Source organism: Pseudomonas sp. 14P_5.3_Bac1 (genome assembly GCF_025466135.1).
Taxonomy (GTDB): domain Bacteria; phylum Pseudomonadota; class Gammaproteobacteria; order Pseudomonadales; family Pseudomonadaceae; genus Aquipseudomonas.
Map to the genome: position 1 here is coordinate 1 of NZ_JANLOF010000084.1, position 24,127 is coordinate 24,127.

A 24,127-nucleotide genomic window follows, 5' to 3' on the forward strand; every position below is an offset into this window, starting at 1 on the left:
GCCAGCCGCCATTACCGCAGCAACGGATATGTACTCACTCCCTACAAAAACCACCCCCGCGACTGTTGCAATTTGGGCAACAGTCATTATCTTGTTACACTCTGTACCGCACCGCTCACCTGCGCTAATTTGACGCACCGATGAGCGCGACGGCAACCACAGCTTCCCGCTCACCCAATTTCCCTCGACTTATTTCCAGGGCTCTACACTGGGAATCTGTTCAAAGCCGCTGACTTCAGCGGCTTTTTTTTGCGGTAAAAAAAGGCCAGGCACACCCCCACGACATTGGCCGCTTACGATTGACCAAAGGAGCTCCACCGGTGAAGAACTCGCTGACGTTCACCCCGCTATTCCTAGCGATTGCAACAACGATCGCCCCCCTGGCCCAAGCGGCAGACACCACCCCCGCCGACGGTTTCGTCGACGGCGCAAGCCTCAAGATCAACACCCGCAATTACTACATGAACCGCGACCGTCGCGACATCCACACCGATGACAGCAAGGAATGGGGCCAAGGCTTCATCGGCACCTTCGAATCCGGCTACACCCAGGGCACCGTCGGCTTCGGCCTGGACCTCAACGCCATGCTCGGCCTCAAGCTCGACGGCGGTGGCGGCACCGACGGCTCCAGCATCCTGCCGTATGGCAGCGGCAACGGCAAAGCGCCCGGCTCGTTCTCCACCGCAGGCGGCACCTTGAAAATGCGCGCCTTCGACACCGAGCTGAAAGCCGGCGACCTGTTCCTCAACAACCCGGTAATCGCTGGCGGCATGACCCGCATGCTGCCGCAGGATTTCCGCGGCGTAAGCCTGACCAACCACAGCTTCGACGGCTGGCTGCTTGAAGGCGGCCAGGCCAGCTTCACCAAGCTCTACAACCAGAGCGGTCACCGGCGCATCGGCACCAGCTACGGCGCGCTACCGGAGCACGCCGACAGCCAGCACCTGAACTGGGCCGGTGTGTCGTTCAGCGCCATCCCGGGCGTCACCAGCAACCTGTACGCTTCCGAACTCAAGGACGTGTGGCACCAGTACTACTACGACCTGGATTACACCTACGCGCTGAACGACCTGGTCAGCCTCAACCCCGGCCTGCACTACTACCACACCCAGGACACCGGCCGGTCGCTGCTGGGCAGCATCGACAACAACACCTACAGCCTGCATTTCACCGTGGGCGTGGGCAACCACAGCCTCACCGCCGCCTACCAGCGGGTCAACGGCAACACGCCGTTCGACTACATCAGCCAGGGCGACAGCGTCTACCTGGACAACTCCCAGCAATACTCGGACTTCAACGGTCCCAACGAACGCTCGTGGAAACTCAAGTACGCCTACGACTTCGCAGGCCTGGGCGTGCCAGGGCTGACGTCTGCCGTTTCCTACATCAGCGGCAAGACCGACCTGACCAAGGTCGACCCCAACAGCCGTGGCTACAGCGCCTGGTACAGCGCCGATGGCAAGGACGCCAAACACTGGGAGCGCGACATCGATTTGAAGTACGTGGTGCAAGGCGGCAAAGCCAAGGACCTGGCCGTGCGCCTGCAATGGGCGACCAACCGCGGCGGAAATGGCTACGCGGCAGTGGATCGGGATGTGGACGAATACCGGGTGATCGTGGACTACCCGATCAACGTGTTCTAACCCGCCAATCTTTCTTTTTTAGCCCATGCCCTAATTTTCATCGCGTAGAACTAAACTGCCAGTATCTTATCTGTTGAAGTCTGCGCGATGAGTCAACTCCGCCCTCCTTCTTTACCTGCACGCTCGGAGCTTTTGCTGATTCTGGGCAGTAGCCTGACCGTCACCCTGATTGTGATTATCGTCGCGGCGCTGCTGAACCGCGAACACGCCAGCACCGTCCAGGCCGCCCAACGCGCGACCACCAACATCACCCAGCTGATCAATGCCGACGTGCTGCGTAACGTCGAGCTCTATGACCTGGCGCTGGAGGGTCTGATCAAGGCCACCACCCGCAAGGACCTGGCGCAGGCGTCACCGGACATCCGGCACATGGTGCAGTTTGACCAGTCCACCGCAGCGCCCTTCAAAGGCGAAGTGCTGTTGCTGGATGCCAACGGTGCAGTGATTGCCGACTCCTCGACGCTGTGGCCAACGCCACGCAATTTCGCTAACCGCGATTACTTCCAGGCGCATCGACAGAATGCCCAGGCCGGCCTGTTTATCAGCCGCCCATTCAGGATTCGCTGCAACTGCGATCAAGTCTGGCGCATCGCATTCAGTCGCCGCGTCACGGGGCCGGACGGCGAGTTTGCCGGTGTCGCGGTGGCAACGATGCGCCTGGCGTATTTCGATCAATTGTTCAACCGCCTCACCATCGGCAACGGCAGTTCGGTGAACCTGCTGAACAACCAGGGGATTCTTCTCGCCCAGCAGCCGTTGCTGGAGCGCGACATGATCGACAAGGACCTCAGCGATCGGCCCAACTTCAAACGCATACTGCGCGAAGGCGAAGGCAGCTTTCGGGCGATCTCGGCCATCACTGGCACCGAGCGTTTGTACACCTTCACCAATGTCGGTGAATTACCGCTGATTGTGGTGGTAGCGCTGGCCAGCGAAGACGTGTTCGCCCCGTGGAAACGCGCCGCGCTGCTCACCAGCGGCGCCACCGGCGTGCTCTGCATTGGCCTGTTATGGCTGACCTGGATGCTGCGCCGCGAACTGCGCCGTCGCTATCGCGCCGAGCAAGTGCTGTCGGAGCTGGCCGCCACCGATGACCTGACCGGCCTGGCCAACCGTCGCACCCTGGACCAGCGCCTGCGCCTGGAATGGGACCGCGCGCAGCGCTCCACCGAGCCGCTGACGCTGTTGATGATCGACGTGGACCACTTCAAGGCTTTCAACGACCGCCACGGCCACCACGGCGGTGATGAGGCACTGCGCACGGTCGCCCAGGTGATCGCCAACAACATCCGTCGTCCCGCCGACCTGGCCGCGCGGTATGGCGGGGAAGAGTTTGCGGTGGTGCTGCCGGACACCGACGCCAAGGGCGCCTGGGTGATCGCCGAGCATATCCGCAGCGGCGTCGAGCACCTGCCGCGCGTCGCCGGCGCTGAACAGCCGATCACCGTGAGTATCGGCATGAGTACCTGGGATAAACGCAGTCACCTGTCACTCGAGACGCTGCTGTTGCACGCGGATCAGGCACTGTATGAGGCCAAGCACAGTGGGCGAAACCGGATTGTGGAGGCCACCGGGCCCTGACCTGCTGCAACGCCGTACACGGACTACGCTAATGGCATCCTCGACGCAAAAGTACGCCCGATGAGCCCGAGCCTTTCTCGCTCTACACGTCGCCCGGAACGCCTGCTGATCCTTGGCAGTGTCCTCACGGCCCTGCTGATCGTGGCGATCGTGGCGGTGCTGCTGATTCGCGAACACGCCAATACCCTGCAGACCGCCACGCGCACCGCGAACAACATCACCCAACTGATTGACGCCGATGTACTGCGCAACGTCGAGCTCTATGACATGGCCCTCAAGGGCCTGATCGCCGCCACCGAGCGCAACGACCTGCAAAGCGTCTCCGCCGATATCCGCCATCTGGTGCAGTTCGACCGCTCCGCGGCCGCGCCCTACAAGGGCGACATCCTGCTGCTGGACGCCAATGGCGAGGTGATCGCCGACTCGTCCTTGCTCACGCCCAAGTCCGGCAACTTCGCTGATCGCGATTATTTCCAGGTGCAGCGCAAAGCCCCCGACATCGGGCTGTACATCAGCCGCCCGTTCATGGCGCGCTGCGTGTGCGACGACCAATGGCGCATTGCGTTCAGCCGCCGCGTTTCCGGGCCGGACGGGCGCTTTCAGGGGGTGGCGGTGGCCTCCATGCGCTTGTCTTATTTTCACCAGCTGTTCAGCAGCCTGAATATCGGCAGCAACAGCACCATCAACCTGATCAACCAGCAGGGCATTCTGCTGGCGCAGCATCCCATGCTCGAACTGGACATGATCGACAAGGACCTGAGCCAGCAGCCAAATGTCGGGCGCATGCTCAAGGAGCGCGATGGCAGTTTTCGCGGCGTTTCCAGTGTTGACCACCGAGAGCGGCTCTACAGCTTTTCAACGGTGGGCAATTTGCCGCTGATCGTCGCGGTGGCACTGTCCACCGATGAGGTATTTGCCCAATGGAAACGCGCAGCCTTGCTGATCAGCCTGGCGACGGGCGTGCTGTGCATCGGTCTGCTGTGGCTGAGTTGGATGCTCAGCAACGAGCTGCGCCGCCGCCACCGCGCCGAGCAAGTGCTGTCAGAACTGGCAGCCACCGATGCGCTGACCGGCCTGGCCAACCGTCGCATCCTCGACCAGCGCCTGCGCCTGGAATGGGACCGCGCGCAACGCTCGACCGAACCGCTGACGCTGCTGATGATCGACGTGGATCACTTCAAGGCCTTCAACGACCGCCATGGTCACCACGGCGGTGACGAGGCTCTGCGCACGGTGGCCAGGGTCATCGAAGACAACATCCGCCGCCCGGCTGATCTGGCGGCGCGTTATGGCGGGGAGGAGTTTGCCGTGGTGCTGCCGCACACCGACGCCAAAGGCGCCTGGGTGATCGCCGAGCATATCCGCAGCAGCGTCGAGCACTTGCCACGGTGTGCCGGCGCCGAACGGCCGATTACGGTGAGTATCGGCATGAGTACCTGGGACAAACGCAGCCGCGTATCGCTGGAGGCATTGTTGCTGAGCGCGGATCAGGCGCTGTATGAGGCCAAACACAGCGGGCGCAACCGCATCGTGGATGCCGCAGCCCTTCCCTGAAAAGCCTGCTACCTGGGCCCCTCAGTCAGTGCGGTTGGAGCAAGGCCGCTCGCCGCACCGTCAGCTTGGGTTTGATCCCGACGCTGACGGTGCCTCCTGCTGATGACAGTGAGTCAGTACACTTTTCACAGGGGCAGCCTTTACAGCGTGTAGCTGCCACCTCCTGACACCGAGACTCTCGGGTCAGCGCCCACTTGCGCTGTAACACTCAATGGAAACTGCGGTGGCAATAGAGACACGCTTAAACCGAAGGAGCCATCGACCGAAACGCCCGATGTTGCGGAAAACTCGTGTTTTGGCGGGGACTTGCTGGTCAGGTCGGTACTGAAGGTAACTTTGTGTTGAAGGGTAAATGACGGTGACACGCCTGCTCCGCCATTGGCGCCCACCTGCCCTGCTCGAATATTCGCGTTAATACTTGTCCGGGGGAAAAAGGTATAACTATTGGCGATGGATAATGTGTTGTCGGCGTTTTGCGTGATAGTCGGTTTACCAGTGGGAGACAGTGTGAATTGAAGACCCGCCCCGCCGACGTTTATATGTTGCCCAGTCATATGCGTAACACTTTGGTTCACGCCACCGCCCACACTAACGCCAGAACTGGCAAGGCTACCCTCAAGACCGCCATTCACACTCAGTGATTGCTGACTGACAATTGAAGGCTTCAAATTAGCGTTAAAGTTTAATTCACCACTTGGATGGACAGTGGCGCTGAATTCCGGTGCGCCAAACGTAAATCGCTGTGAAAGGCTGCCCCCCACATTAAAACCCACGCCCGTGCCTAAAATATTGGGAATGCCGGCCCTCAAACTGCCGCCGACTTCCAGCTGCATCTTGGGTGCGAAGCTGACGGTGAGGCCGCCGCTGTCATTGGGCCGTAAGCTGATGACGGGATCAAACCGAGCCGTTGCGCTCACGCCCGCGCTCGGGCCGCCAGCTATCGGGGTGACCCTGGCGGCAATGGTGGCATAGGTTCGCGGAAAAAAAGACACCGTGGGGATCGGCTGAAACTTCGCTTCACCGCCGAACACATTCGCGGTATAGGGCGCGGCAAAAGAGCGCTCGGGTGGGTTATTGTTGACGTTTTGTTGCTGAGGGTCAGGGCTGCGATATACAGCGGCTGGAGCGATAGCGTTCATGATCGGTATTCCTTCAACAGTAGTAGGTATGTATTCACTGATCTCGCGTTAATTCAAAACTCGTTTAGCTATTGGTACTTTATTCAACGGCCTCACGAAGACTGTGTGGTACACGAAAAAGTATCAGTTCCTACAAAAATACCGTCGAAAGTTGCAACACGTTTCACGACAATGTCATTACCGCGCAACTTGCTATTTTTTAAGCATAAAAAAAGGCCACCCGAAGGTGGCCTTTCAAAACTAAAGAAGAGAGTTGTTACTTACACCGCCGCAACGGGACGCATGTAAGAGATCGGTGCGGTGCTGGCATCTTCGAAGGTCACGACTTCCCAAGCATCTGTCTGTGCAATCAACTTGCGCAGCAACTGGTTGTTAAGGGCGTGGCCCGACTTGAAGCCTTTGAACTCGCCTATCAGGCTATTGCCCAGCAGGTAGAGGTCACCGATTGCATCGAGGATTTTGTGCTTCACGAATTCGTCTTCATAGCGAAGGCCGTCTTCGTTCAGTACACCATCCGCGTCGACCACGATGGCGTTTTCAACGCTGCCGCCGAGTGCGAGGTTGTGCTTGCGCAGGTACTCGATGTCACTCATGAAACCAAAGGTACGGGCGCGGCTGACTTCTTTTACGAACGAAGTGCTGGAAAAATCCACGCTTGCACTTTGTGTGCGGTCACGGAATACCGGGTGATCGAAATCGATCTCAAAGCTCACTTTAAAGCCTTCGAACGGGACGAAGGTGGCGCGCTTGTCGCCGTCTTCTACTGTCACTTCCCGCAGAATGCGTATGAACTTCTTGGCTGCGTCCTGTTCTTCCAGGCCGGCAGATTGAATCAAGAATACGAAGGGTCCAGCGCTGCCATCCATGATAGGGACTTCGGACGCGGAGAGCTCGACGTAGGCGTTATCGATGCCCAGGCCAGCCATGGCCGAGAGCAAGTGCTCCACCGTGTCCACTTTGACGTCACCGTTGACCAGTGTGGTCGACATAGTGGTTTCGCCAACGTTTTCCGCGCGAGCAGGAATCTGCACCACAGGGTCCAGGTCGGCACGAACAAACACGATGCCGGTGTCGACAGGTGCGGGCTTGAGGGTCAGGTATACCTTCTCCCCGGAGTGCAGACCTACACCTGTGGCACGGATAATATTCTTCAGGGTGCGTTGTTTAATCATGGCTTGGACCGCTTCAGCGCAAATTGCGAACTGGTATCAACAAAGGCTGGCGATAATAACAGACCAGACCTTTGCTGAACACCAATCACCTTCATAGCCCTGATACATTCCATTAATCGGCCTGACGACGCAGGAATGCCGGGATGTCCAGGTAGTCCAGATCGTCTTGCGGATTCGGGCTACGGGACGCCGCAGCACCGGCCTGAGCCTGATTGCGCATCACGGTCGGACGGTCCAGATCACGGTAGTTCACCGACGGCAGTTCCTGGCGCGCAGGCGCTGGAGCGGCAGCTTGCTGGCTGGCGTGACTGTTGTGGCCGGTGTGAACGGTATTGTCGATGACCTTTACAGGCTTCTCGATTTTTGCGCCCAGGCCGGTAGCAACCACGGTCACGTGCAGTTCATCACGCATGTCCGGATCGATAACGGTACCGACTTTGACCATCGCGTGCTCGGAAGCGAAGGCTTCGATGATGCTACCCACGTCGGAGTACTCACCCAGGGACAGGTCAGGACCGGCGGTGATGTTCACCAGGATGCCGCGTGCGCCTTGCAGGTTCACGTCTTCGAGCAATGGGTTGCGGATCGCCGCTTCAGTGGCTTCACGTGCACGGTTCGGACCGCTGGCGCAGCCAGTGCCCATCATCGCCATGCCCATTTCGCTCATCACGGTACGTACGTCGGCAAAGTCGACGTTGATCATGCCTGGGCGCTTGATGATGTCGGAGATACCGCGAACGGCACCGGCCAGAACATCGTCAGCCTTGGCAAATGCGGACAGCAGGCTTGCGTCCTTGCCCAGGATAGTCAGCAGCTTCTCGTTGGGAATGGTGATCAATGAGTCAACGCTTTCAGACAGCAGACGGATACCTTCGTCGGCAATCTGCATGCGCTTGCGACCTTCGAACGGGAACGGACGCGTTACGACAGCAACGGTCAGAATCCCCATTTCCTTGGCCACTTCGGCAATGATCGGGGCCGCACCTGTACCGGTACCGCCGCCCATGCCGGTGGTGATGAACACCATGTTGGTGCCTTGCAGCACTTCAGCAATACGCTCGCGGTCTTCCAGCGCGGCTTGACGGCCGACTTCCGGGTTGGCGCCAGCGCCGAGGCCTTTGGTCACAGCTGTGCCCAATTGCAGGATGGTCCGCGCGCCGATGCTTTTCAGCGCCTGGGCATCAGTGTTGGCGCAGATGAATTCAACGCCTTCAATGTTGCTCTTGACCATGTGGTTGACAGCGTTGCCGCCGCCACCGCCGACACCGATTACTTTGATAACCGGGCTTGCGGGGATGTTGTCTACGAGTTCGAACATGTTCCCTCTCCTTTCGTTTTCTCTAGTTTTTTCGCCTACTGCTTATTACGGTGTTGCGGTAAATCTTTAGAAATTGCCTTTCACCCAAGCCTGCAAGCGCTCGAACAACGGCGCTTTGGCTTCGTCGTCGCCACCGCGGTAGCTGTCACGGATGCTCGGGCCCGACAGGGAAATGCCGTCGGTCTGCTTTTGCAGCCCGTACAACAGCAAGCCCACACCGGTGGAATAAATCGGGTTGCGCACTACGTCGCCCAGGCCTTTGACGCCATGGGGCACGCCCAGGCGGACGGGCATGTGGAAGATTTCCTCGGCCAGTTCGACCGCGCCTTCCATCTTCGAGGTGCCACCGGTCAGCACGATGCCGGCCGGGATCAAATCTTCGTAACCGCTGCGGCGCAGCTCAGCCTGGATCAGGGTGAACAGCTCGTCGTAGCGTGGCTCGACCACCTCGGCCAGGGCCTGGCGCGACAGCTCACGCGGTGGACGATCGCCGACACTTGGCACTTTGATGGTTTCACCGGCACCGGCCAGTTTGGCCAGGGCGCAGGCATAGCGAATCTTGATTTCTTCGGCGTACTGGGTCGGTGTACGCAGCGCCATGGCGATGTCGTTGGTGACCTGGTCGCCGGCAATCGGAATCACCGCGGTGTGACGGATCGCACCCTCGGTGAAGATCGCGATGTCGGTGGTGCCGCCGCCGATGTCGACCAGGCACACGCCCAGCTCTTTTTCGTCGTCGGTCAGTACCGAATAGGCCGAAGCCAGCTGCTCGAGAATGATGTCGTCGATTTCCAGACCGCAGCGGCGCACGCATTTTTCAATGTTCTGTGCAGCGTTGACGGCGCAGGTCACCACGTGAACCTTGGCTTCCAGACGTACGCCCGACATGCCCAGCGGCTCGCGAACGCCTTCCTGGTTGTCGATCACGTAGTCCTGCGGCAGGGTGTGCAGCACGCGCTGGTCAGCCGGGATCGCCACAGCCTGGGCCGCGTCGAGTACACGCTCAAGGTCCGCCGAGCTGACTTCACGGTCGCGGATGGCCACGATGCCGTGGGAATTCAGGCTGCGGATATGGTTGCCGGCCACGCCGACAAACGCCGAGTGAATCCGGCAGCCGGCCATCAGCTGCGCTTCTTCAATGGCGCGCTGGATCGATTGCACGGTGGACTCGATGTTCACCACCACGCCCTTCTTCAGGCCCCGGGACGGATGCGTGCCGATACCGACGATTTCGATAACACCGTCTTCCCCGACCTCGCCGACCAGCGCCACCACCTTGGAGGTGCCGATATCGAGACCGACGATCATTTTTCCGCTTTGCACGTTTGCCATGGGTCCTGCCTCTTCTTAATTCTTCGCGACAGCGGGTTTGGCTGTCGTCGGCGCAGCTGGTTCACGCCAGCCGACGGCCAGGCCGTTGGCGTAACGCAGGTCGACGCTCGCAATGTTCGTAATCTGTTCTTTCAAGGTCTTGTCATAGATGGCAATAAAGCGGCGCATCTTTTCCACCAAGCGGTCGCGTCCCAGCAACAACTCGATGCCCGGGCCGGAACTGCCTGCCCCGGTGGTCAAAAACCAGCTGCCCCGCTCACGCAATTCCAGGCGTGCGATGGAGAAGCCCAGTGGCCGCAGCATCTGGCTCAAGGCCTGGTACTGCTGCATCACTTGCTGTTGCGCCCGCTGCGGCCCGAACAGCTGCGGCAGGTGCTCATAGTTGGCCAGCTCACGCGGGGTGAACGCCTGGCCCTGGTTGTTCAACAGCGCTTCATCGCCCCAACGGGCCACGGGCAGTTGTTCTTCCAGGCGGATCGTCACCTGGTCCGGCCACACGCGGCGCACTTCGGCGTGGGCGATCCACGGCATCTGCTCCAGCTCCGAGCGCATTCCGGCCAGGTCGATGGTAAAGAAGCTCGCCGCCAGGTACGGGCCGATGCGCTGCTGTACCGCTTGCTGGCTGATGTAGCTCAAGTCGCCCTGCACACTGATCTTGGTGATCGGCCGGTCGGCATACGGCAACAGGCGCTGCGCACCCTCATATGTGCCGAAGCCCAACGCCACCAGCAGCACCGGCCAGAACAGCGCCTTGAGGAAACCAAAGTTGGCTTTCGGCAGGCGCGCCGACATCGGCTCTTTAGCCACCATCCGGCTGGCACCCCGTGGCACCGGCTTGCGGCCGGGTGCTGGTGGGGGCTGATGACGAAGCGATGCGCCGTTCATGTGTTTAGCCTCTTGGCTCAATGCCGTCAGCGAGGATCGCCAGCACCAACTGCTGGAAATCCAGACCGGCTGCACGGGCTGCCATAGGTACCAGGCTGTGATCGGTCATACCCGGCGCAGTGTTGACTTCAAGGAACCAGAAATTCCCCTGGTCATCCTGCATCACGTCTGCCCGCGCCCAACCGGCGATACCCAGCGCCTCACAGGCTTTCGCCGTGAGGTCCATCAATTCCTGTTCCTTGGTTGCGTCAAGGCCACACGGGATCCGGTACTGAGTATCGGAAGCCAGGTACTTGGCGTCGTAATCGTAAAAAGTGTGGGGCGTGCCCAATGCGATAGGCGGCAATACCTGGCCACGCAGGGTGGCGATGGTGTACTCGGGACCTTGGATCCACTGTTCCACCAACACTTGCGAATCGTAGGTACTTGCCGCTTTCCATGCGTCGATCAATTCGGCGGCCGAGTTCACTTTGGCCATGCCGATACTGGAGCCTTCATGGGCTGGTTTGACGATCAAAGGCAGGCCCAGTTCCTTGGCTGCAGAAATACAATCGTCTTCGCTGCACAGCACGCTGTGACGTGGGGTTGGAATACCCAGGCTGTGCCACACCTGCTTGGTGCGCAACTTGTCCATTGCCAGTGCCGAGGCAAGAATGCCGCTGCCGGTGTAAGGGATGCCAGCGCACTCGAGCAAGCCTTGCATGCTGCCGTCTTCACCGCCGCGACCGTGCAGGATGATAAAGGCACGGTCGATCTTCTCGGCCTGCAGGCGGGCGAGGAAATCATCGCCCACGTCGATACCGAACGCATTCACGCCGGCGCTTTGCAGTGCCTCAAGCACGGCATTGCCGGACTTGAGCGAGACTTCACGCTCTGCACTCTTGCCGCCAAACAGCACCGCTACGCGGCCGAAGTCGGCAGGCGTGATCGTGGAAAACAGGGCGTCGTAGTTCGTGGTCATTTCGACTTCCCCTGCACGGCTGCAAACAAGGGGCTCGCGAGCAATTTAGGCGCGAGGCCACCGATGTCGCCGGCGCCCTGGCACAGCAGGATGTCGCCGGCACGCAGCAGCGGCTTGACGATGGGCGCCAGGTCCACACCGCGCTCGATGTAGATCGGGTCCAACTGGCCACGCTGGCGGATGCTGTTGCACAGCTTGCGGCTGTCGGCGCCGGGGATCGGCTCTTCACCGGCCGGGTAGACTTCCATCAGCAGCAGCACGTTGGCATCGGCCAATACATTGACGAAATCGTCGTACAGATCGCGGGTACGGCTGTAGCGGTGCGGCTGGTACACCATCACCAGGCGGCGCTCCGGCCAGCCACCGCGCACGGCTTTGATCACGGCGGCCACTTCGGTCGGGTGGTGACCGTAGTCGTCGACCAGCATCACGTCGCCGCCGTCTACCGGCAGTTGGCCGTAGACCTGGAAGCGACGACCAACACCGGCAAAACGCGACAAGCCTTCAACGATGGCTTCATCGCTGACGCCCTCGTCGGAGGCGATGCAGATGGTCGCCAGGGAGTTGAGCACGTTGTGGTTGCCCGGCATGTTCACCGAGACCTCCAGCGGTTCGCGGTCAGGACGCAGCACGGTGAAGAAGGTTTGCATGCCTTCCTGGCGCACATTGATCGCGCGCACGTCAGCGTCTTCGCTGAAGCCGTAGGTCACGGTCGGACGCTTGACCTGCGGCAGGATTTCACGCACTACCGGATCGTCCAGGCACACCACCGCCAGACCGTAGAACGGCAGGTTGTGCAGGAACTCGACGAAGGTTTTCTTCAACTTGTTGAAGTCACCGTCGTAGGTTGCCATGTGGTCTTCGTCGATGTTGGTAACCACCGCGACCAGCGGCTGCAGGTGCAGGAAGCTCGCGTCACTTTCATCGGCTTCGGCGATCAGGTAGCGGCTGGTGCCGAGCTGGGCATTGGTGCCAGCTGCATTCAGACGGCCACCGATCACGAACGTCGGGTCCAGGCCACCGGCCGCGAACACCGAAGCGATCAGGCTGGTGGTGGTGGTTTTGCCGTGCGTACCGGCAACGGCAATGCCGTGGCGGTAGCGCATCAGCTCGGCGAGCATCTCGGCGCGCGGCACCACCGGAATACGGCGCTCAAGGGCGGTGGCCACTTCCGGGTTGGAGGTGTTCACGGCACTGGAAACCACCAGTACATCAGCCTCGGCGGCGTTTTCGGCACGGTGGCCGATAAAGATCTGCGCACCGAACGACTTCAGGCGCTCGGTGACCGGCGACTCTTTCAAGTCAGAGCCGGACACCTGGTAGCCCAGGTTCAGAAGCACTTCGGCAATCCCGCACATGCCCACGCCGCCGATGCCGACGAAGTGGATGCGACGGATGCGGCGCATCTCGGGTTGTGGCATGGCTTTCTGATTCTCAACCATGGGCCACCTCCAAGCAGATGTCGACCACGGTGCGGGTTGCGTCAGGTTTGGCCAGGCGGCTTGCGGTGCTCGCCATGCTGTTGAGTCGTTCCGGTTGCATCAAAACCTCGGTCAGGCGTGCGGCCAAATCGGCGGCGCCAGTCGTTCTTTGCGGCAGCAGGAAGGCAGCGCCCTCCCCGGCCAAATATTCGGCGTTGCGGGTCTGGTGATCGTCAATCGCGTGGGGCAAAGGCACCAGCAAGGACGGCAGACCGGCGGCGGCCAGTTCACTGACGGTCAGCGCACCAGCGCGACAAACCACCAGGTCGGCCCAGCCATAGGCGTGGGCCATGTCTTTGATGAAGGGCTGCACATTCGCCTCGACACCGGCCTCGCGGTAGCGGGCAGCGGTGATTTCATCGTGATTCCTGCCGGCCTGATGGAAGATCTCCGGGCGCAACTCCACGGGGAGTTGAGCCAACGCTTCGGGCAGCAATTTGTTCAGTGGCTCGGCACCCAGGCTTCCGCCCAGGATCAGCAGATGCGCCTTGCGCCCGGCCAATGCCTCACGGGCAATGGCCATGAACAGTTCGGTGCGCACCGGGTTGCCGGTGGTGCGCAACTTGTTTGAGGCCGCAAAGGTTTTCGGGAACGCTTCACACACACGCGAGGCCAACGGCACCAGCAGGCGGTTCGCGGTACCGGCGACGGCGTTCTGCTCGTGCACGATCACCGGCACGCCAGCCAGCCTGGCGGCAACGCCGCCAGGGCCGGTCACATAACCGCCAAAACCCAGCACGCATACCGGCTTCACTGCACGCATGACTTTGCGTGCCTGCCACACCGCCTTGAGCAACACGAACGGCGCCTTGAGCAGGGACAACTTGCTCTTGCCGCGCAAGCCGGCGACGTTGATCAAATGCAGTGGCAAGCCGGCGTTCGGCACCAATTCATTTTCGATGCCGCGCGGCGTGCCGAGCCAATGCACGGTGTAGCCGCGGTTCTGGAACTCACGCGCGCACGCCAGGGCCGGGAACACGTGGCCCCCGGTGCCGCCCGCCATGATCAGCACGTTAGCGCCCATGGTTCGGCTCCTCGGCAAAATCGCTTTCGCTGAATTCCATCTCTTCGCTGCCCAAGTGGGTTCGACTCTCCCACTCGATGCGCAGCAGCAACCCCAGGCACGCGCAGCAAATCACCAACGAACTGCCGCCGTAACTGAGGAACGGCAAGGTCAAGCCCTTGGTCGGCAGCAAGCCGACGTTCACGCCGATGTTGATCAGGAACTGGCCGATCCACAGGAACGACAAGCCGTACGCCACATACGCGGCGAAATACTGTTTGGCCTTCTCGGCCCACAAGCCGATGTACATGCCGCGTACACACACGAACACGAACAGCGCGACGGTGCACAGCGAACCCACCACGCCAAGCTCTTCGGCAAGTACCGAGAACACGAAGTCGGTGTGCGCTTCGGGCAGGTAGAACTGCTTCTGCACGCTGTTGCCCAAGCCCACGCCCAGCCACTCGCCGCGGCCAAAGGCGATCAACGCCTGGGTCAGCTGGTAGCCGGAACCGAACTGGTCGGACCACGGGTCGGTAAACGTAATCAGACGGGCCATCCGGTAGGGTTGCGCCTGCACCAGCACCGTCACGGCGGCCACGGCCAGCACCACCATCAAGGTGAAGCGGAACAGGCCGACGCCACCGAGGAACAGCATCGCGGCGGCCGCGCCCATCATCACGACGGTGGCACCGAAGTCGGGCTCCATCAGCAACAGGCCGGCCATTGGCAGCAGCACGATGAATGGCTTGAAGAAGCCCATCCAGCTTTCGCGCACTTCCTTCTGACGGCGTACCAGGTAACCGGCCAGGTAGATCACCACGAACACCTTGGCGATTTCCGACGGCTGCACGTTGAACGCACCGAAGCCGATCCAGCGCATCGAACCGTTCACCTCGCGGCCGATGCCGGGCAGGATCACCATGATCAGCAAGCCGAACGCACCGATCAGCATCATCCAGCCCAGGCGCTGCCAGGTAGCGATCGGGATCATCATGGTGACGATGCACGCGCCAAGGCCGATTACCAGGTACACCAAGTGACGAATCATCATGTACAGGGTGTTGCCCGACTGCACGGCGGCCACTTCGGAGGACGCCGAGGTGATCATCACCAGGCCCAGGCCCAGCAGCGCCAGGCAACCGGCGAGCATCGGGAAATCAAGGTCGACGCCACGCCCGGTAATGATCGGCGACGGGTACGGTTTGATGATATTTCTGAAATTCATGCCAAGGCCTCCACGGCGCGAGCGAACAGCTGGCCGCGCTCTTCGTAGTTCTTGAACATGTCGAAACTGGCGCACGCTGGCGACAGCAGCACGGCATCGCCCGGCTGGGCCAGGGCTTTGCACTGAGCGATGGCGTCGTCCAGGGACGTCGCGCGCACTTGCGGCACGGCGTCACCGAGGGCGGTGGCGATCACATCGGAATCGCGGCCCATCAGCACCACGGCGCGGCAATGGGCAGCCACCGGACCTTTAAGGTCCTTGAAGTCGGCGCCTTTGCCATCGCCACCGGCGATCAGCACCAGCTTGCCTTCGATATCGTCGCCAAGGCCTTCGATGGCAGCCAAGGCGGCACCGACGTTGGTGGCCTTGGAATCGTTGTAATAGCTGACGCCGTTGAGGTCGCGGACCCACTGGCAGCGGTGCTCAAGCCCGGCGAATGTGCGCAGGCTTGCGAGCATGGCATCGAACGGCAGGCCAACAGCGTGACCGAGTGCCAGCGCCGCCAGGGCATTGGACTGGTTATGCGCGCCACGGATTTTCAGCTCGCGCACCGGCATCAGGTTCTGGAATTCGAAGGCCAGGTATTTCTCGCCGTTCTCTTCGCGGATGCCGAAGGCTTTGAAGTCGGGTTTGCCGAGGCCGAAGGTCCAGCACGGCAGGCCTTCGCCCATCAGCGGACGGCTCAGGGCGTCCTGGCGGTTGACCACCACTTGCCGGGCACCGCGGAAAATCCGGTGCTTGGCCAGGTGATAGGCCGGCAGGCCGCTGTAACGGTCCATGTGGTCTTCGCTGACGTTGAGCACCGTGGCCACTTCAGCGCCGAGGTCGTGGGTGGTTTCGAGCTGGAAGCTCGACAGTTCCATCACGTACAGCTCGACGTCGTCGCTGAGCAGGTCCAACGCCGGCGTGCCGAGGTTACCGCCCACGGCCACGCGCTTGCCGGCCGCAACCGCCATCTCGCCGACCAGGGTGGTCACGGTGCTTTTCGCGTTGGAACCGCTGATGGCCACAATCGGCGCTTTCGCGTTACGCGCGAACAGGTCGATATCGCCGGAGAGCTTCACGCCACGTGCGGCGGCGGCTTGCAAAGCCGGTGTCGCCAGGGCCAGGCCGGGGCTCACGTAGAGCTCATCGGCGCGGCACAGAAACTCGACATCCAACTCGCCACAACGCACTTCCACGTGCGGGTAGTCACGGCGCAGCGTGACCAGCTCCGGTGGATTTTCCCGCGTATCGGCGACGGCAAACGACGTGCCCCGGTTCGCCAGGAAGCGAACCAGGGACATGCCGCTCTTGCCGAGGCCGACAACGATGCGGAAGTGGTCTGAAGCGATCAGGGACACTCGTTTCTACCTCAGTTTCAGGGTGGCAAGGCCGACCAGTACCAGAATCACGGTGATGATCCAGAAACGGACAATCACGCGTGGCTCAGGCCAGCCCTTGAGTTCAAAGTGGTGGTGAATCGGCGCCATGCGGAACACGCGGCGCCCGGTCAATTTGAAGGAAGCCACCTGGATGACCACCGACAGGGTTTCCATCACGAACACACCGCCCATGATGAACAGCACGATTTCCTGGCGAACGATCACCGCGATGGTGCCCAGCGCTGCGCCCAGCGCCAGTGCGCCGACGTCGCCCATGAAGACTTGTGCGGGATAGGTGTTGAACCACAAGAACCCCAGGCCGGCGCCGATCAGCGCGCCGCAGAATACGATCAGCTCGCCCGCGCCCGGTACGTACGGGATCAGCAGGTATTCAGCGAATTTCACGTTACCCGACAGGTAGCAGAAAATGCCGAGCGCACCGCCGACCATCACCGTCGGCATGATCGCCAGGCCGTCGAGGCCGTCGGTCAGGTTCACCGCGTTGCTGGAGCCGACGATCACAAAGTAGGTCAGCACCACGAAGCCGATGCCCAGTGGAATGCTGGCGTCCTTGAGCATCGGAATGATCAAGGTGGTTTCCACCGCGCTTGGCGCGGTGGTGTACAGGAAGATCGCGGCGGCAAGGCCGAATACCGACTGCCAGAAATACTTCCAGCGGCTTGGCAGCCCCTTGGAGTTTTTCTCGATCACTTTGCGGTAGTCATCGACCCAGCCGATGGCGCCAAACAACAAGGTCACCAACAACACCACCCACACGTAGCGGTTATGCAGGTCGGCCCAGAGCAAGGTACTGATGCCGATGGACGAGAGGATCAGCGCACCGCCCATGGTCGGGGTGCCGGATTTGGACAGGTGCGACTGCGGGCCGTCATTGCGAACCGATTGACCAATTTGCAGGTTCTGCAGGGTGCGGATCATCCACGGCCCCAGGAACAGCGACAGAGACAGCGCGGTCAGCACACCCAGAATCCCGCGCAGGGTCAGGTACTGAAAGACCGCGAAGCCTTTGTGGAACTGTTGCAGATACTCAGCCAGCAGCAGCAGCATTAATGTTTCTCCGTACTTGAGCCACACAAGGCCGCGACGACGTTTTCCATCACCGCGCTGCGCGATCCCTTGATCAAAATGGTTGTGTGTTTGTCTTGTTCAGCCACGCCCAGCGCCTGGATCAGCTCGGCCTGGGTTGCGAAATGCCGCGCGCCGAGGCCAAAGGCATCGACGGCGTGCGCCATGTTCGGGCCGACGGCGTAGAGCGCGTCGACTTTTCCGCTGGCGTAGGCACCGACTTCGCGGTGGCCTTGCTCTGCCCAGTCGCCCAATTCGCCGATATCACCCAGCACCAGAACCTTGCGCCCGGCAAAGCCCTTCAACAGGTCAACAGCGGCATTAATGGAGGACGGGTTGGCGTTGTAGGTGTCGTCGATCACGCGCATCCCGTTAGTCGCCAACTGCGCGACGGTGCGGCCCTTGACCGGCTGCACTGCGCCCAGGCCGGTAGCGATACCGAACAGCGACACACCCAGGGCATGCGCAGCGGCGGCGGCGGCCAAGGCGTTGGCAACGTTGTGGTTGCCGAGCAGATTCAATTGCACGTGCTCGTCGCCTTGCGGGGTGTGCAAGGTGAAGGACGGGCAGCCTCGGGCGTCAACGGTGATGTTGGAGGCGTGAAAATCAGCGGCGGCATTGGCCACGGCAAACGTCAGCACCTTGCGTCCGGAGGCACGTACACGCCAGGTCTCGAAGGCCTTGTCATCGAGGTTCAATACAGCGGTGCCGGATGCATCGAGGCCTTCAAGGATTTCGCCCTTGGCTTCGACGATTTTTTCCGGGCCACCGAACTCGCCAACATGGGCGGTGCCGGCGTTGTTGATAATCGCCACGTGAGGCTTGGTCAGCGCCACGGTGTAGGCGATTTCGCCGATGCGCGACGCGCCCAGCTCGATCACTGCCGCCGTGTGTTCCGGGGCCAGCTCGAGCAGGGTCAGCGGCGCGCCGAAATCATTATTCAAGTTGCCACGGGTGGCGAGCACCGGCCCGCGCGTGCGCAGGACACCGGCGAGCAATTCCTTGACCGTGGTTTTGCCGCTGGAGCCGGTGATGGCTGCAACCGGCTTATCGAAGGCGGCGCGGTTCAATGCACCCAACTGGCCCAAGGCCAAACGGGTATCTGCAACCAGCAGTTGCGCCAAGGTGGAATCGGTCACTTCACGCTGCACCAATGCACCCACGGCGCCTTTGGCAGCGACGTCGTTCAGGTAGTCGTGACCATCAAAACGCGGGCCGGCCAAGGCCACAAACAATTGCCCAGGCTTGATGTTACGGCTGTCGATACTGACGCCGTCGAAGCTGCAATCGCTCGACACTACGCGGGCCGACAGGGCCTGGGTCAGTTCGCTGAACGTCATCGCTTTAAGCATGGGCAACCTCCCAGGCGGTCAAGGCATGGTCGGCCTCGACGAGATCGGAGAAGGCATGGCGCTCGCCGTTGATTTCCTGGTAGTCCTCGTGGCCTTTGCCGGCCAACACCACCACGTCGTCAGCACTGGCGCTGGCAATCAATTGGGCAATGGCGGCGCCGCGACCGGCCACGAAAGTAGCCTTGGACGCGTCTTTAAAGCCGACACGGATGTCGTCGAAAATCTGGCTTGGGTCTTCGCTGCGCGGGTTGTCGTCGGTAACCAGCACGCCATCGGCGAGACGCTCGACGATCTCGGCCATCAACGGACGTTTGCCGCGGTCACGGTCACCGCCGCAGCCGAACAGGCACAGCAACTTGCCCTTGGCGTGTGGGCGCAGGGCTTCGAGGACTTTTTCCAAAGCGTCCGGGGTGTGGGCGTAATCGACCACCACCAGCGGCTGCGAGCCACCCCCCAAACGCTGCATGCGCCCGGCCGGGCCTTCGAGCTTGGGCAGCACGCGCAGGATTTCATCCAGTGCGTAATCCAGGCCAAGCAGCGCGCCGATGGCAGCCAGCACATTGCTCAGGTTGAAACGGCCGAGCAAGGTGCTGCGCAAGTGGTGCTCGCCCTGCGGCGTGACCAGCGTGGCGAGCACGCCTTCATCATTGAATTGGGCTTCGCGGCAATACAGGTAGGCGCTGGAATCTTCCAGGCTGTAGGTGATCAGGCGCGATTCGCTGTCCTCGGCAGCCAGCTGGCGGCCAAAAGCGTCATCGAGATTCACCACACGGCATTTCAGGTCATTCCAGGCGAACAGCTTGGCCTTGGCGGCGGCGTACGCCTCCATGGTGCCGTGGTAATCAAGGTGATCGCGGGACAGGTTGGTCATCACCGCCACGTCGAAGGCCAGCGCAGTAACACGGCCCTGGTCCAGACCGTGTGAGGAGACTTCCATGGCAACTGCCTTGGCACCGGCCTTTTTCAGGTCAGCCAGGGTCGCTTGCACGGCAATCGGGTTTGGCGTGGTGTGCAGGCCGCTTTGCAGCGCGCCATAAAAACCGGTGCCCAACGTGCCGACAATGCCGCAGTGCTGACCCAGCAGGTCAAGCGCCTGGGCGCCCAACTGGGTCACGCTGGTCTTGCCGTTGGTGCCGGTCACGCCGATCAGGTTCAGTTGACGGCTTGGGTCGCCATAAAAGCGCCCGGCGATGTCCGAGAGCTGCGCAGCCAGGCCTTTGACCGGAATCAATGGCACGTCGGTGATCGGCAGCACGGTGGCACCGTCCACTTCGTACGCCACGGCTGCCGCACCACGTTGCAGGGCATCGGCGATGTGCGCACGACCATCGAACTTGCCACCAGGCACGGCCAGGAACAGGTCACCGGCGCGTACGTTACGGCTGTCCAGGCTCAACTCGCGGATCAGCAGATCGCGTCCGGCGTGAGCAAAAATCTTGTTCAAGCTAAGAGACATCAGCCGCGCCCTCCATTGGCTTTGGCAGCAGCGGCCGGTGGACCGGCGTTCGCTTGTTGAGTCGGCGGCAGGTTGTCCGGCGTAATGTTCATCAGGCGCAGGGTGCCGGACATCACTTTGCTGAACACCGGTGCCGATACCAGGCCACCGAAGTAGCCGGCCTTGCTTGGCTCATCGATCACAACAACGATGGCGTAGCGCGGATCACTCATCGGGCCGAAGCCGGCGAACAGCGAGCGGTACGAGTTCTCGGCGTAGCCTTTGGTGCCGACCGACGTTTTACGTGCGGTACCAGACTTGCCTGCCACGTGATACGCCGGCACCTGGGCACGGAACACACCACGCGGCGCTTCGATCACTTGTTGCAGCATGCCTTGCATGGTCTTGGCGACGTTTTCCGGGATCACCTGGGTGGCTTTCGGTGCTTCGTCGACGTGGATCAGGCTCAGTGGAACCATGCGGCCATTGTTGGCCAATACAGAGAATGCGTGAGCCAGCTGGATCGCGGTCACCGACAGGCCGTAGCCGTAGGAAAGCGTGGCCGTCTCGGCCTTTTTCCAGTCGCGGTAGTTCGGCAGGTTGCCCACGCGCTCGCCTGGGAAGTCCAGACCGGTGGGTTGGCCCAAGCCGATTTTTTGCGCCAGGTGATAGATGGTTTCGCCGCCGATATCGAAGGCAACTTTACTCATGCCGACGTTACTGGAGTTGATCAGAATACCTGTCAAATCCAGCACCGGACCTTCAGTGCGGGACACGTCACGAATGGTGTATTTGCCCAGCTGCAAGGTGCCTGGATAAACCTCGACTTTGTCGCTCGGCTTCCAGCGCCCGGTTTCCAGGGCAGCACTCATGGAGATGGCTTTCATGGTCGAGCCCGGCTCGAACACGTCGATCATTGCGCGGTTACGCATCATCGCCGGTTGCAGGTTGCGACGGTTGTTCGGGTTGTAGGTCGGCTGGTTGACCATGGCGAGGATCTCGCCGGTCTTCACGTCCATGATCACCAGGCTGCCGGCCTTGGCGCCGTTCTCGATGATCGCGTTACGCAGCTCGCGGTTGGCCAGGTATTGCAGGCGCAGGTCAATCGACAACGCCAAGGGCTTACCGGCCTTGGCGTTTTTGGTGACCTGGACATCCTTGATCAGTCTGCCGCGTCGATCCTTGATGACCTGCCGTTTGCCGGGAACCCCGGCCAGCCATTCGTCGTAGGCCAGTTCCACACCTTCACGGCCGTGGTCATCGATGTCGGTAAAGCCAACCATGTGCGCGGTGGTTTCACCGGCCGGGTAGAAACGACGAAACTCCTCGATGCCATAGACACCGGGGACTTTAAGGTCGAGCACCTGTTGGCCCTGTTCGGGGGTCAGGCCGCGAACCAGGTAGATGAATTCTTTATTGGCCTGGGCTTCCAGGCGCTCGGACAAGGCTTTTGGGTCCTGGCCCAGGGCGGCGGCCAGTTCCGGCCACTTGTCCTTGGCGACCTGCAATTCCTTGGCGTTGGCCCACAGGGTGGTTACCGGGGTACTGACGGCCAGAGGCTCGCCATTACGGTCGGTGATCAGACCGCGGTGCGCAGGAATCGGGATATGCCGCAGGCTCCGGGCATCGCCCTGGCCGATCAGGAAGTCACGGTCAACCACTTGCAGGTCGATGATCCGCCAGGCAATCGCGCCCACCATCAATGCCAGCAAACCCAGCATCAGGCGGAAACGCCAAGGGTAGAGTGCGCCTTCAAGTTTCATCATGGCGCCACCATCCGAACTTCGGCCGCGCCCGGAATGTGCATCTTCAACTGCTCGGTCGCCAGCACTTCGATGCGGCTATGGGCGGTCCAGGTGCTTTGCTCGAGGATCAACCGGCCCCACTCCGCCTGCGCTTTATCACGCACGCTCAATTCCCCGTACAGGGTATTGAGCAATTGGCGGTTGTAGTGGGCACTGTAGGACACCGCAATCGCGGACACCAGCACGCCGATAAAGAGCAGCAACATAAAGAAGCTGCCGCCCGGAAGGGGCTTGGCGAAAAGCTTGCTCACCGCAACTTCTCCGCAACGCGCATGACGGCGCTACGGGAACGTGGGTTGGCCTTGAGTTCGGCTTCGGAAGCGAACTGCGCTTTGCCATGGATTTTGATTTTCGGCACAAAGGCTTCGAAACGCACCGGCAGGTTGCGCGGCAGGTTATCGGACTCGCCCTTGACCAGACGACGCATGAACAGTTTGACGATGCGGTCTTCCAGGGAGTGGAAGCTGATCACCACCAGGCGACCGCCCACTTCCAGGGCTTCCAGTGCGGCTTCGAGGCCGGCTTCCAGATCGCCCAATTCGTTGTTGACGTGAATGCGCAGGCCCTGGAACGCACGAGTCGCCGGGTTCTTGCCCTTTTCCCAGGCAGGGTTGGCGACTTTCAGCACTTCGGCCAGGTCAGCGGTGCGCTCGAACGGCTGGATTTCACGGCGTTCGACCACGGCACGGGCCATGCGGCCGGCGAAGCGTTCTTCACCGTATTCCTTGAACACGCGGGCGATTTCTTCCACCGGCGCGGTGGCGATGAACTGCGCGGCACTGACACCACGGGTAGGGTCCATGCGCATGTCGAGCGGGCCGTCGTTCATGAAACTGAAGCCACGTTCCGGGTCATCGAGCTGCGGCGAAGACACGCCCAGATCGAGCAAAACCCCGGCCACCTTGCCTGCCATGCCGCGCTCGGCGACTTCGGCACCCAGCTCGGCAAAGCTGCGCTGTACAACGACAAAGCGGCCGTCTTCGGCCGCTAGCGCTTGCCCGGTGGCAATCGCTTGAGGGTCTTTGTCAAACCCGAGGAGCTTACCATCGGACCCAAGCTGGCTGAGTATCAACCGACTGTGCCCGCCCCGGCCGAAGGTGCCATCCAAATAGCAGCCATCCGCGCGTACGGCGAGAGCCTCAACGGCTTCGTCAAGCAGTACGGTGATGTGGTTAAAGCCGCTATCAATAGTCACAGGATCAAATCACGCAGTTCATCAGGCATCGCGCCCGGTTGTTGAATAGCAGCCAGGTCCGCTGCAGAAACAGCATCCCAGGCATCTTCGTCCCACAATTGGAACTTGTTCAGTTGGCCCACCAGCATTGCGCGCTTATCCAGCTTGGCGTACTCGCGCAAACGCGGTGGCACCAGAAAACGCCCACTGCCATCGAGTTCGAGGTCGACGGCATTACCAATCAGCAAACGCTGCAGGCGGCGGTTTTCTTCACGCAATGAAGGCAGAGCGCGCAACTTGGTTTCGATCAACTCCCACTCATCGAGCGGGTAAACACACAAACAAGGGTCAACGGCATCAATCGTGATGATTAACTGGCCGGAACTTCGCGAAATGAGCTCGTCACGATACCGGCTCGGCATGGCGAGACGGCCTTTTGCATCGAGACTGATAGCGTTAGCTCCGCGAAACACAGATGCGTTTCTCCAAATTTTAGCGTTTTACGTTCAAAAAACCCACTTTGTGCCACTTTCCGCCACTTGCGCACACTATAGGAATGCGCCCACCACACCGTCAAGGCGCGGATTCAAGGAAAAGCCTTACAGAACGGAGAT

Annotated in this window: 20 protein-coding genes; 3 read left to right on the forward strand and 17 right to left on the reverse strand. The window is 61.0% G+C overall.

Features of this window, described 5'->3' with window-relative positions; all coding sequences use genetic code 11:
* Positions 1 to 320 precede the first annotated feature (320 nt).
* The 3 genes from NTD89_RS24740 (at position 321) to NTD89_RS24750 (ending at position 4,778) form a co-directional block, all read left to right on the forward strand.
* Positions 321 to 1,643, forward strand: coding sequence for an OprD family porin (locus NTD89_RS24740; protein ID WP_262210191.1), 1,323 nt, complete (start codon positions 321 to 323; stop codon positions 1,641 to 1,643).
* 87 nt (positions 1,644 to 1,730) lie between these two features.
* On the forward strand, positions 1,731 to 3,224 hold the full coding sequence (locus NTD89_RS24745; RefSeq protein ID WP_242194640.1) for a sensor domain-containing diguanylate cyclase: 1,494 nt from the start codon (positions 1,731 to 1,733) through the stop codon (positions 3,222 to 3,224).
* A 60-nt stretch (positions 3,225 to 3,284) separates the two neighbouring features.
* Positions 3,285 to 4,778 (forward strand): sensor domain-containing diguanylate cyclase, encoded by a 1,494-nt coding sequence (locus NTD89_RS24750; RefSeq protein ID WP_262210193.1) that lies wholly within the window; start codon positions 3,285 to 3,287, stop codon positions 4,776 to 4,778.
* Positions 4,779 to 4,918: 140 nt separating this feature from the next.
* On the opposite strand, the gene NTD89_RS24755 is transcribed toward NTD89_RS24750, so the two are convergent.
* From NTD89_RS24755 to mraZ, 17 genes are all read right to left on the reverse strand, one after another.
* The gene (locus NTD89_RS24755; RefSeq protein ID WP_262210195.1) at positions 4,919 to 5,917 is read right to left on the reverse strand and encodes a hypothetical protein; all 999 of its coding nucleotides are present in this window, start codon (positions 5,915 to 5,917) and stop codon (positions 4,919 to 4,921) included.
* A gap of 260 nt (positions 5,918 to 6,177) precedes the next feature.
* Positions 6,178 to 7,089: a UDP-3-O-acyl-N-acetylglucosamine deacetylase gene (gene lpxC, locus NTD89_RS24760; RefSeq protein WP_003216227.1), complete on the reverse strand. Its 912-nt coding sequence runs from the start codon at positions 7,087 to 7,089 to the stop codon at positions 6,178 to 6,180.
* A 112-nt stretch (positions 7,090 to 7,201) separates the two neighbouring features.
* Positions 7,202 to 8,407: a cell division protein FtsZ gene (gene ftsZ / locus NTD89_RS24765; RefSeq protein WP_017138180.1), complete on the reverse strand. Its 1,206-nt coding sequence runs from the start codon at positions 8,405 to 8,407 to the stop codon at positions 7,202 to 7,204.
* A gap of 66 nt (positions 8,408 to 8,473) precedes the next feature.
* On the reverse strand, positions 8,474 to 9,739 hold the full coding sequence (gene ftsA / locus NTD89_RS24770) for a cell division protein FtsA (RefSeq protein ID WP_017138181.1): 1,266 nt from the start codon (positions 9,737 to 9,739) through the stop codon (positions 8,474 to 8,476).
* A gap of 15 nt (positions 9,740 to 9,754) precedes the next feature.
* The gene (locus tag NTD89_RS24775) at positions 9,755 to 10,624 is read right to left on the reverse strand and encodes a cell division protein FtsQ/DivIB (RefSeq protein WP_106579561.1); all 870 of its coding nucleotides are present in this window, start codon (positions 10,622 to 10,624) and stop codon (positions 9,755 to 9,757) included.
* A gap of 4 nt (positions 10,625 to 10,628) precedes the next feature.
* Complete coding sequence (locus NTD89_RS24780; protein WP_262210198.1) at positions 10,629 to 11,585, reverse strand: D-alanine--D-alanine ligase; 957 nt, start codon at positions 11,583 to 11,585, stop codon at positions 10,629 to 10,631.
* Positions 11,582 to 13,027, reverse strand: coding sequence for a UDP-N-acetylmuramate--L-alanine ligase (gene murC / locus NTD89_RS24785; RefSeq protein WP_262210199.1), 1,446 nt, complete (start codon positions 13,025 to 13,027; stop codon positions 11,582 to 11,584). Before murC ends, NTD89_RS24780 begins: the two co-directional genes overlap by 4 nt.
* The gene (murG, locus tag NTD89_RS24790) at positions 13,020 to 14,090 is read right to left on the reverse strand and encodes an undecaprenyldiphospho-muramoylpentapeptide beta-N-acetylglucosaminyltransferase (protein ID WP_262210201.1); all 1,071 of its coding nucleotides are present in this window, start codon (positions 14,088 to 14,090) and stop codon (positions 13,020 to 13,022) included. Before murG ends, murC begins: the two co-directional genes overlap by 8 nt.
* Positions 14,080 to 15,297 (reverse strand): putative lipid II flippase FtsW, encoded by a 1,218-nt coding sequence (gene ftsW, locus NTD89_RS24795; protein WP_106579565.1) that lies wholly within the window; start codon positions 15,295 to 15,297, stop codon positions 14,080 to 14,082. The genes murG and ftsW overlap by 11 nt, the downstream gene beginning before the upstream one ends.
* The gene (gene murD, locus NTD89_RS24800) at positions 15,294 to 16,640 is read right to left on the reverse strand and encodes a UDP-N-acetylmuramoyl-L-alanine--D-glutamate ligase (RefSeq protein ID WP_262210202.1); all 1,347 of its coding nucleotides are present in this window, start codon (positions 16,638 to 16,640) and stop codon (positions 15,294 to 15,296) included. The genes ftsW and murD overlap by 4 nt, the downstream gene beginning before the upstream one ends.
* Before the next feature lie 6 nt (positions 16,641 to 16,646).
* Entirely contained in the window at positions 16,647 to 17,729 is a 1,083-nt protein-coding gene (mraY, locus tag NTD89_RS24805; protein ID WP_003171875.1) for a phospho-N-acetylmuramoyl-pentapeptide-transferase, read from the reverse strand.
* A complete protein-coding gene (gene murF / locus NTD89_RS24810; protein WP_262210204.1) occupies positions 17,729 to 19,099 on the reverse strand; it encodes a UDP-N-acetylmuramoyl-tripeptide--D-alanyl-D-alanine ligase in 1,371 nt (456 codons plus the stop codon). Before murF ends, mraY begins: the two co-directional genes overlap by 1 nt.
* Positions 19,092 to 20,555: a UDP-N-acetylmuramoyl-L-alanyl-D-glutamate--2,6-diaminopimelate ligase gene (locus NTD89_RS24815; RefSeq protein ID WP_262210206.1), complete on the reverse strand. Its 1,464-nt coding sequence runs from the start codon at positions 20,553 to 20,555 to the stop codon at positions 19,092 to 19,094. Before NTD89_RS24815 ends, murF begins: the two co-directional genes overlap by 8 nt.
* Complete coding sequence (locus NTD89_RS24820; RefSeq protein WP_164487968.1) at positions 20,555 to 22,297, reverse strand: peptidoglycan D,D-transpeptidase FtsI family protein; 1,743 nt, start codon at positions 22,295 to 22,297, stop codon at positions 20,555 to 20,557. Before NTD89_RS24820 ends, NTD89_RS24815 begins: the two co-directional genes overlap by 1 nt.
* The gene (gene ftsL, locus NTD89_RS24825; protein WP_016974244.1) at positions 22,297 to 22,590 is read right to left on the reverse strand and encodes a cell division protein FtsL; all 294 of its coding nucleotides are present in this window, start codon (positions 22,588 to 22,590) and stop codon (positions 22,297 to 22,299) included. Before ftsL ends, NTD89_RS24820 begins: the two co-directional genes overlap by 1 nt.
* Positions 22,587 to 23,534 carry a 16S rRNA (cytosine(1402)-N(4))-methyltransferase RsmH gene (gene rsmH, locus NTD89_RS24830; RefSeq protein WP_012722289.1) on the reverse strand — a complete coding sequence of 316 codons (948 nt, stop codon included), beginning with the start codon at positions 23,532 to 23,534 and terminating at the stop codon, positions 22,587 to 22,589. Before rsmH ends, ftsL begins: the two co-directional genes overlap by 4 nt.
* Positions 23,531 to 23,986, reverse strand: coding sequence for a division/cell wall cluster transcriptional repressor MraZ (gene mraZ / locus NTD89_RS24835; RefSeq protein WP_003171868.1), 456 nt, complete (start codon positions 23,984 to 23,986; stop codon positions 23,531 to 23,533). Before mraZ ends, rsmH begins: the two co-directional genes overlap by 4 nt.
* Positions 23,987 to 24,127 lie beyond the last annotated feature (141 nt).

Excerpts from the sequence above, each read along its gene's own strand:
- NTD89_RS24775 (WP_106579561.1), bottom strand. The coding sequence starts at position 10,624 with ATGAACGGCGCATCGCTTCGTCATCAGCCCCCACCAGCACCCGGCCGC.
- NTD89_RS24755 (WP_262210195.1), bottom strand. The coding sequence starts at position 5,917 with ATGAACGCTATCGCTCCAGCCGCTGTATATCGCAGCCCTGACCCTCAG.
- murG (WP_262210201.1), bottom strand. The coding sequence starts at position 14,090 with ATGGGCGCTAACGTGCTGATCATGGCGGGCGGCACCGGGGGCCACGTG.
- NTD89_RS24780 (WP_262210198.1), bottom strand. The coding sequence starts at position 11,585 with ATGACCACGAACTACGACGCCCTGTTTTCCACGATCACGCCTGCCGAC.
- NTD89_RS24820 (WP_164487968.1), bottom strand. The coding sequence starts at position 22,297 with ATGAAACTTGAAGGCGCACTCTACCCTTGGCGTTTCCGCCTGATGCTG.
- ftsW (WP_106579565.1), bottom strand. The coding sequence starts at position 15,297 with ATGAATTTCAGAAATATCATCAAACCGTACCCGTCGCCGATCATTACC.
- ftsZ (WP_017138180.1), bottom strand. The coding sequence starts at position 8,407 with ATGTTCGAACTCGTAGACAACATCCCCGCAAGCCCGGTTATCAAAGTA.
- NTD89_RS24745 (WP_242194640.1), top strand. The coding sequence starts at position 1,731 with ATGAGTCAACTCCGCCCTCCTTCTTTACCTGCACGCTCGGAGCTTTTG.
- mraY (WP_003171875.1), bottom strand. The coding sequence starts at position 17,729 with ATGCTGCTGCTGCTGGCTGAGTATCTGCAACAGTTCCACAAAGGCTTC.
- murF (WP_262210204.1), bottom strand. The coding sequence starts at position 19,099 with ATGCTTAAAGCGATGACGTTCAGCGAACTGACCCAGGCCCTGTCGGCC.
- murC (WP_262210199.1), bottom strand. The coding sequence starts at position 13,027 with ATGGTTGAGAATCAGAAAGCCATGCCACAACCCGAGATGCGCCGCATC.
- NTD89_RS24750 (WP_262210193.1), top strand. The coding sequence starts at position 3,285 with ATGAGCCCGAGCCTTTCTCGCTCTACACGTCGCCCGGAACGCCTGCTG.
- ftsA (WP_017138181.1), bottom strand. The coding sequence starts at position 9,739 with ATGGCAAACGTGCAAAGCGGAAAAATGATCGTCGGTCTCGATATCGGC.
- NTD89_RS24815 (WP_262210206.1), bottom strand. The coding sequence starts at position 20,555 with ATGTCTCTTAGCTTGAACAAGATTTTTGCTCACGCCGGACGCGATCTG.
- lpxC (WP_003216227.1), bottom strand. The coding sequence starts at position 7,089 with ATGATTAAACAACGCACCCTGAAGAATATTATCCGTGCCACAGGTGTA.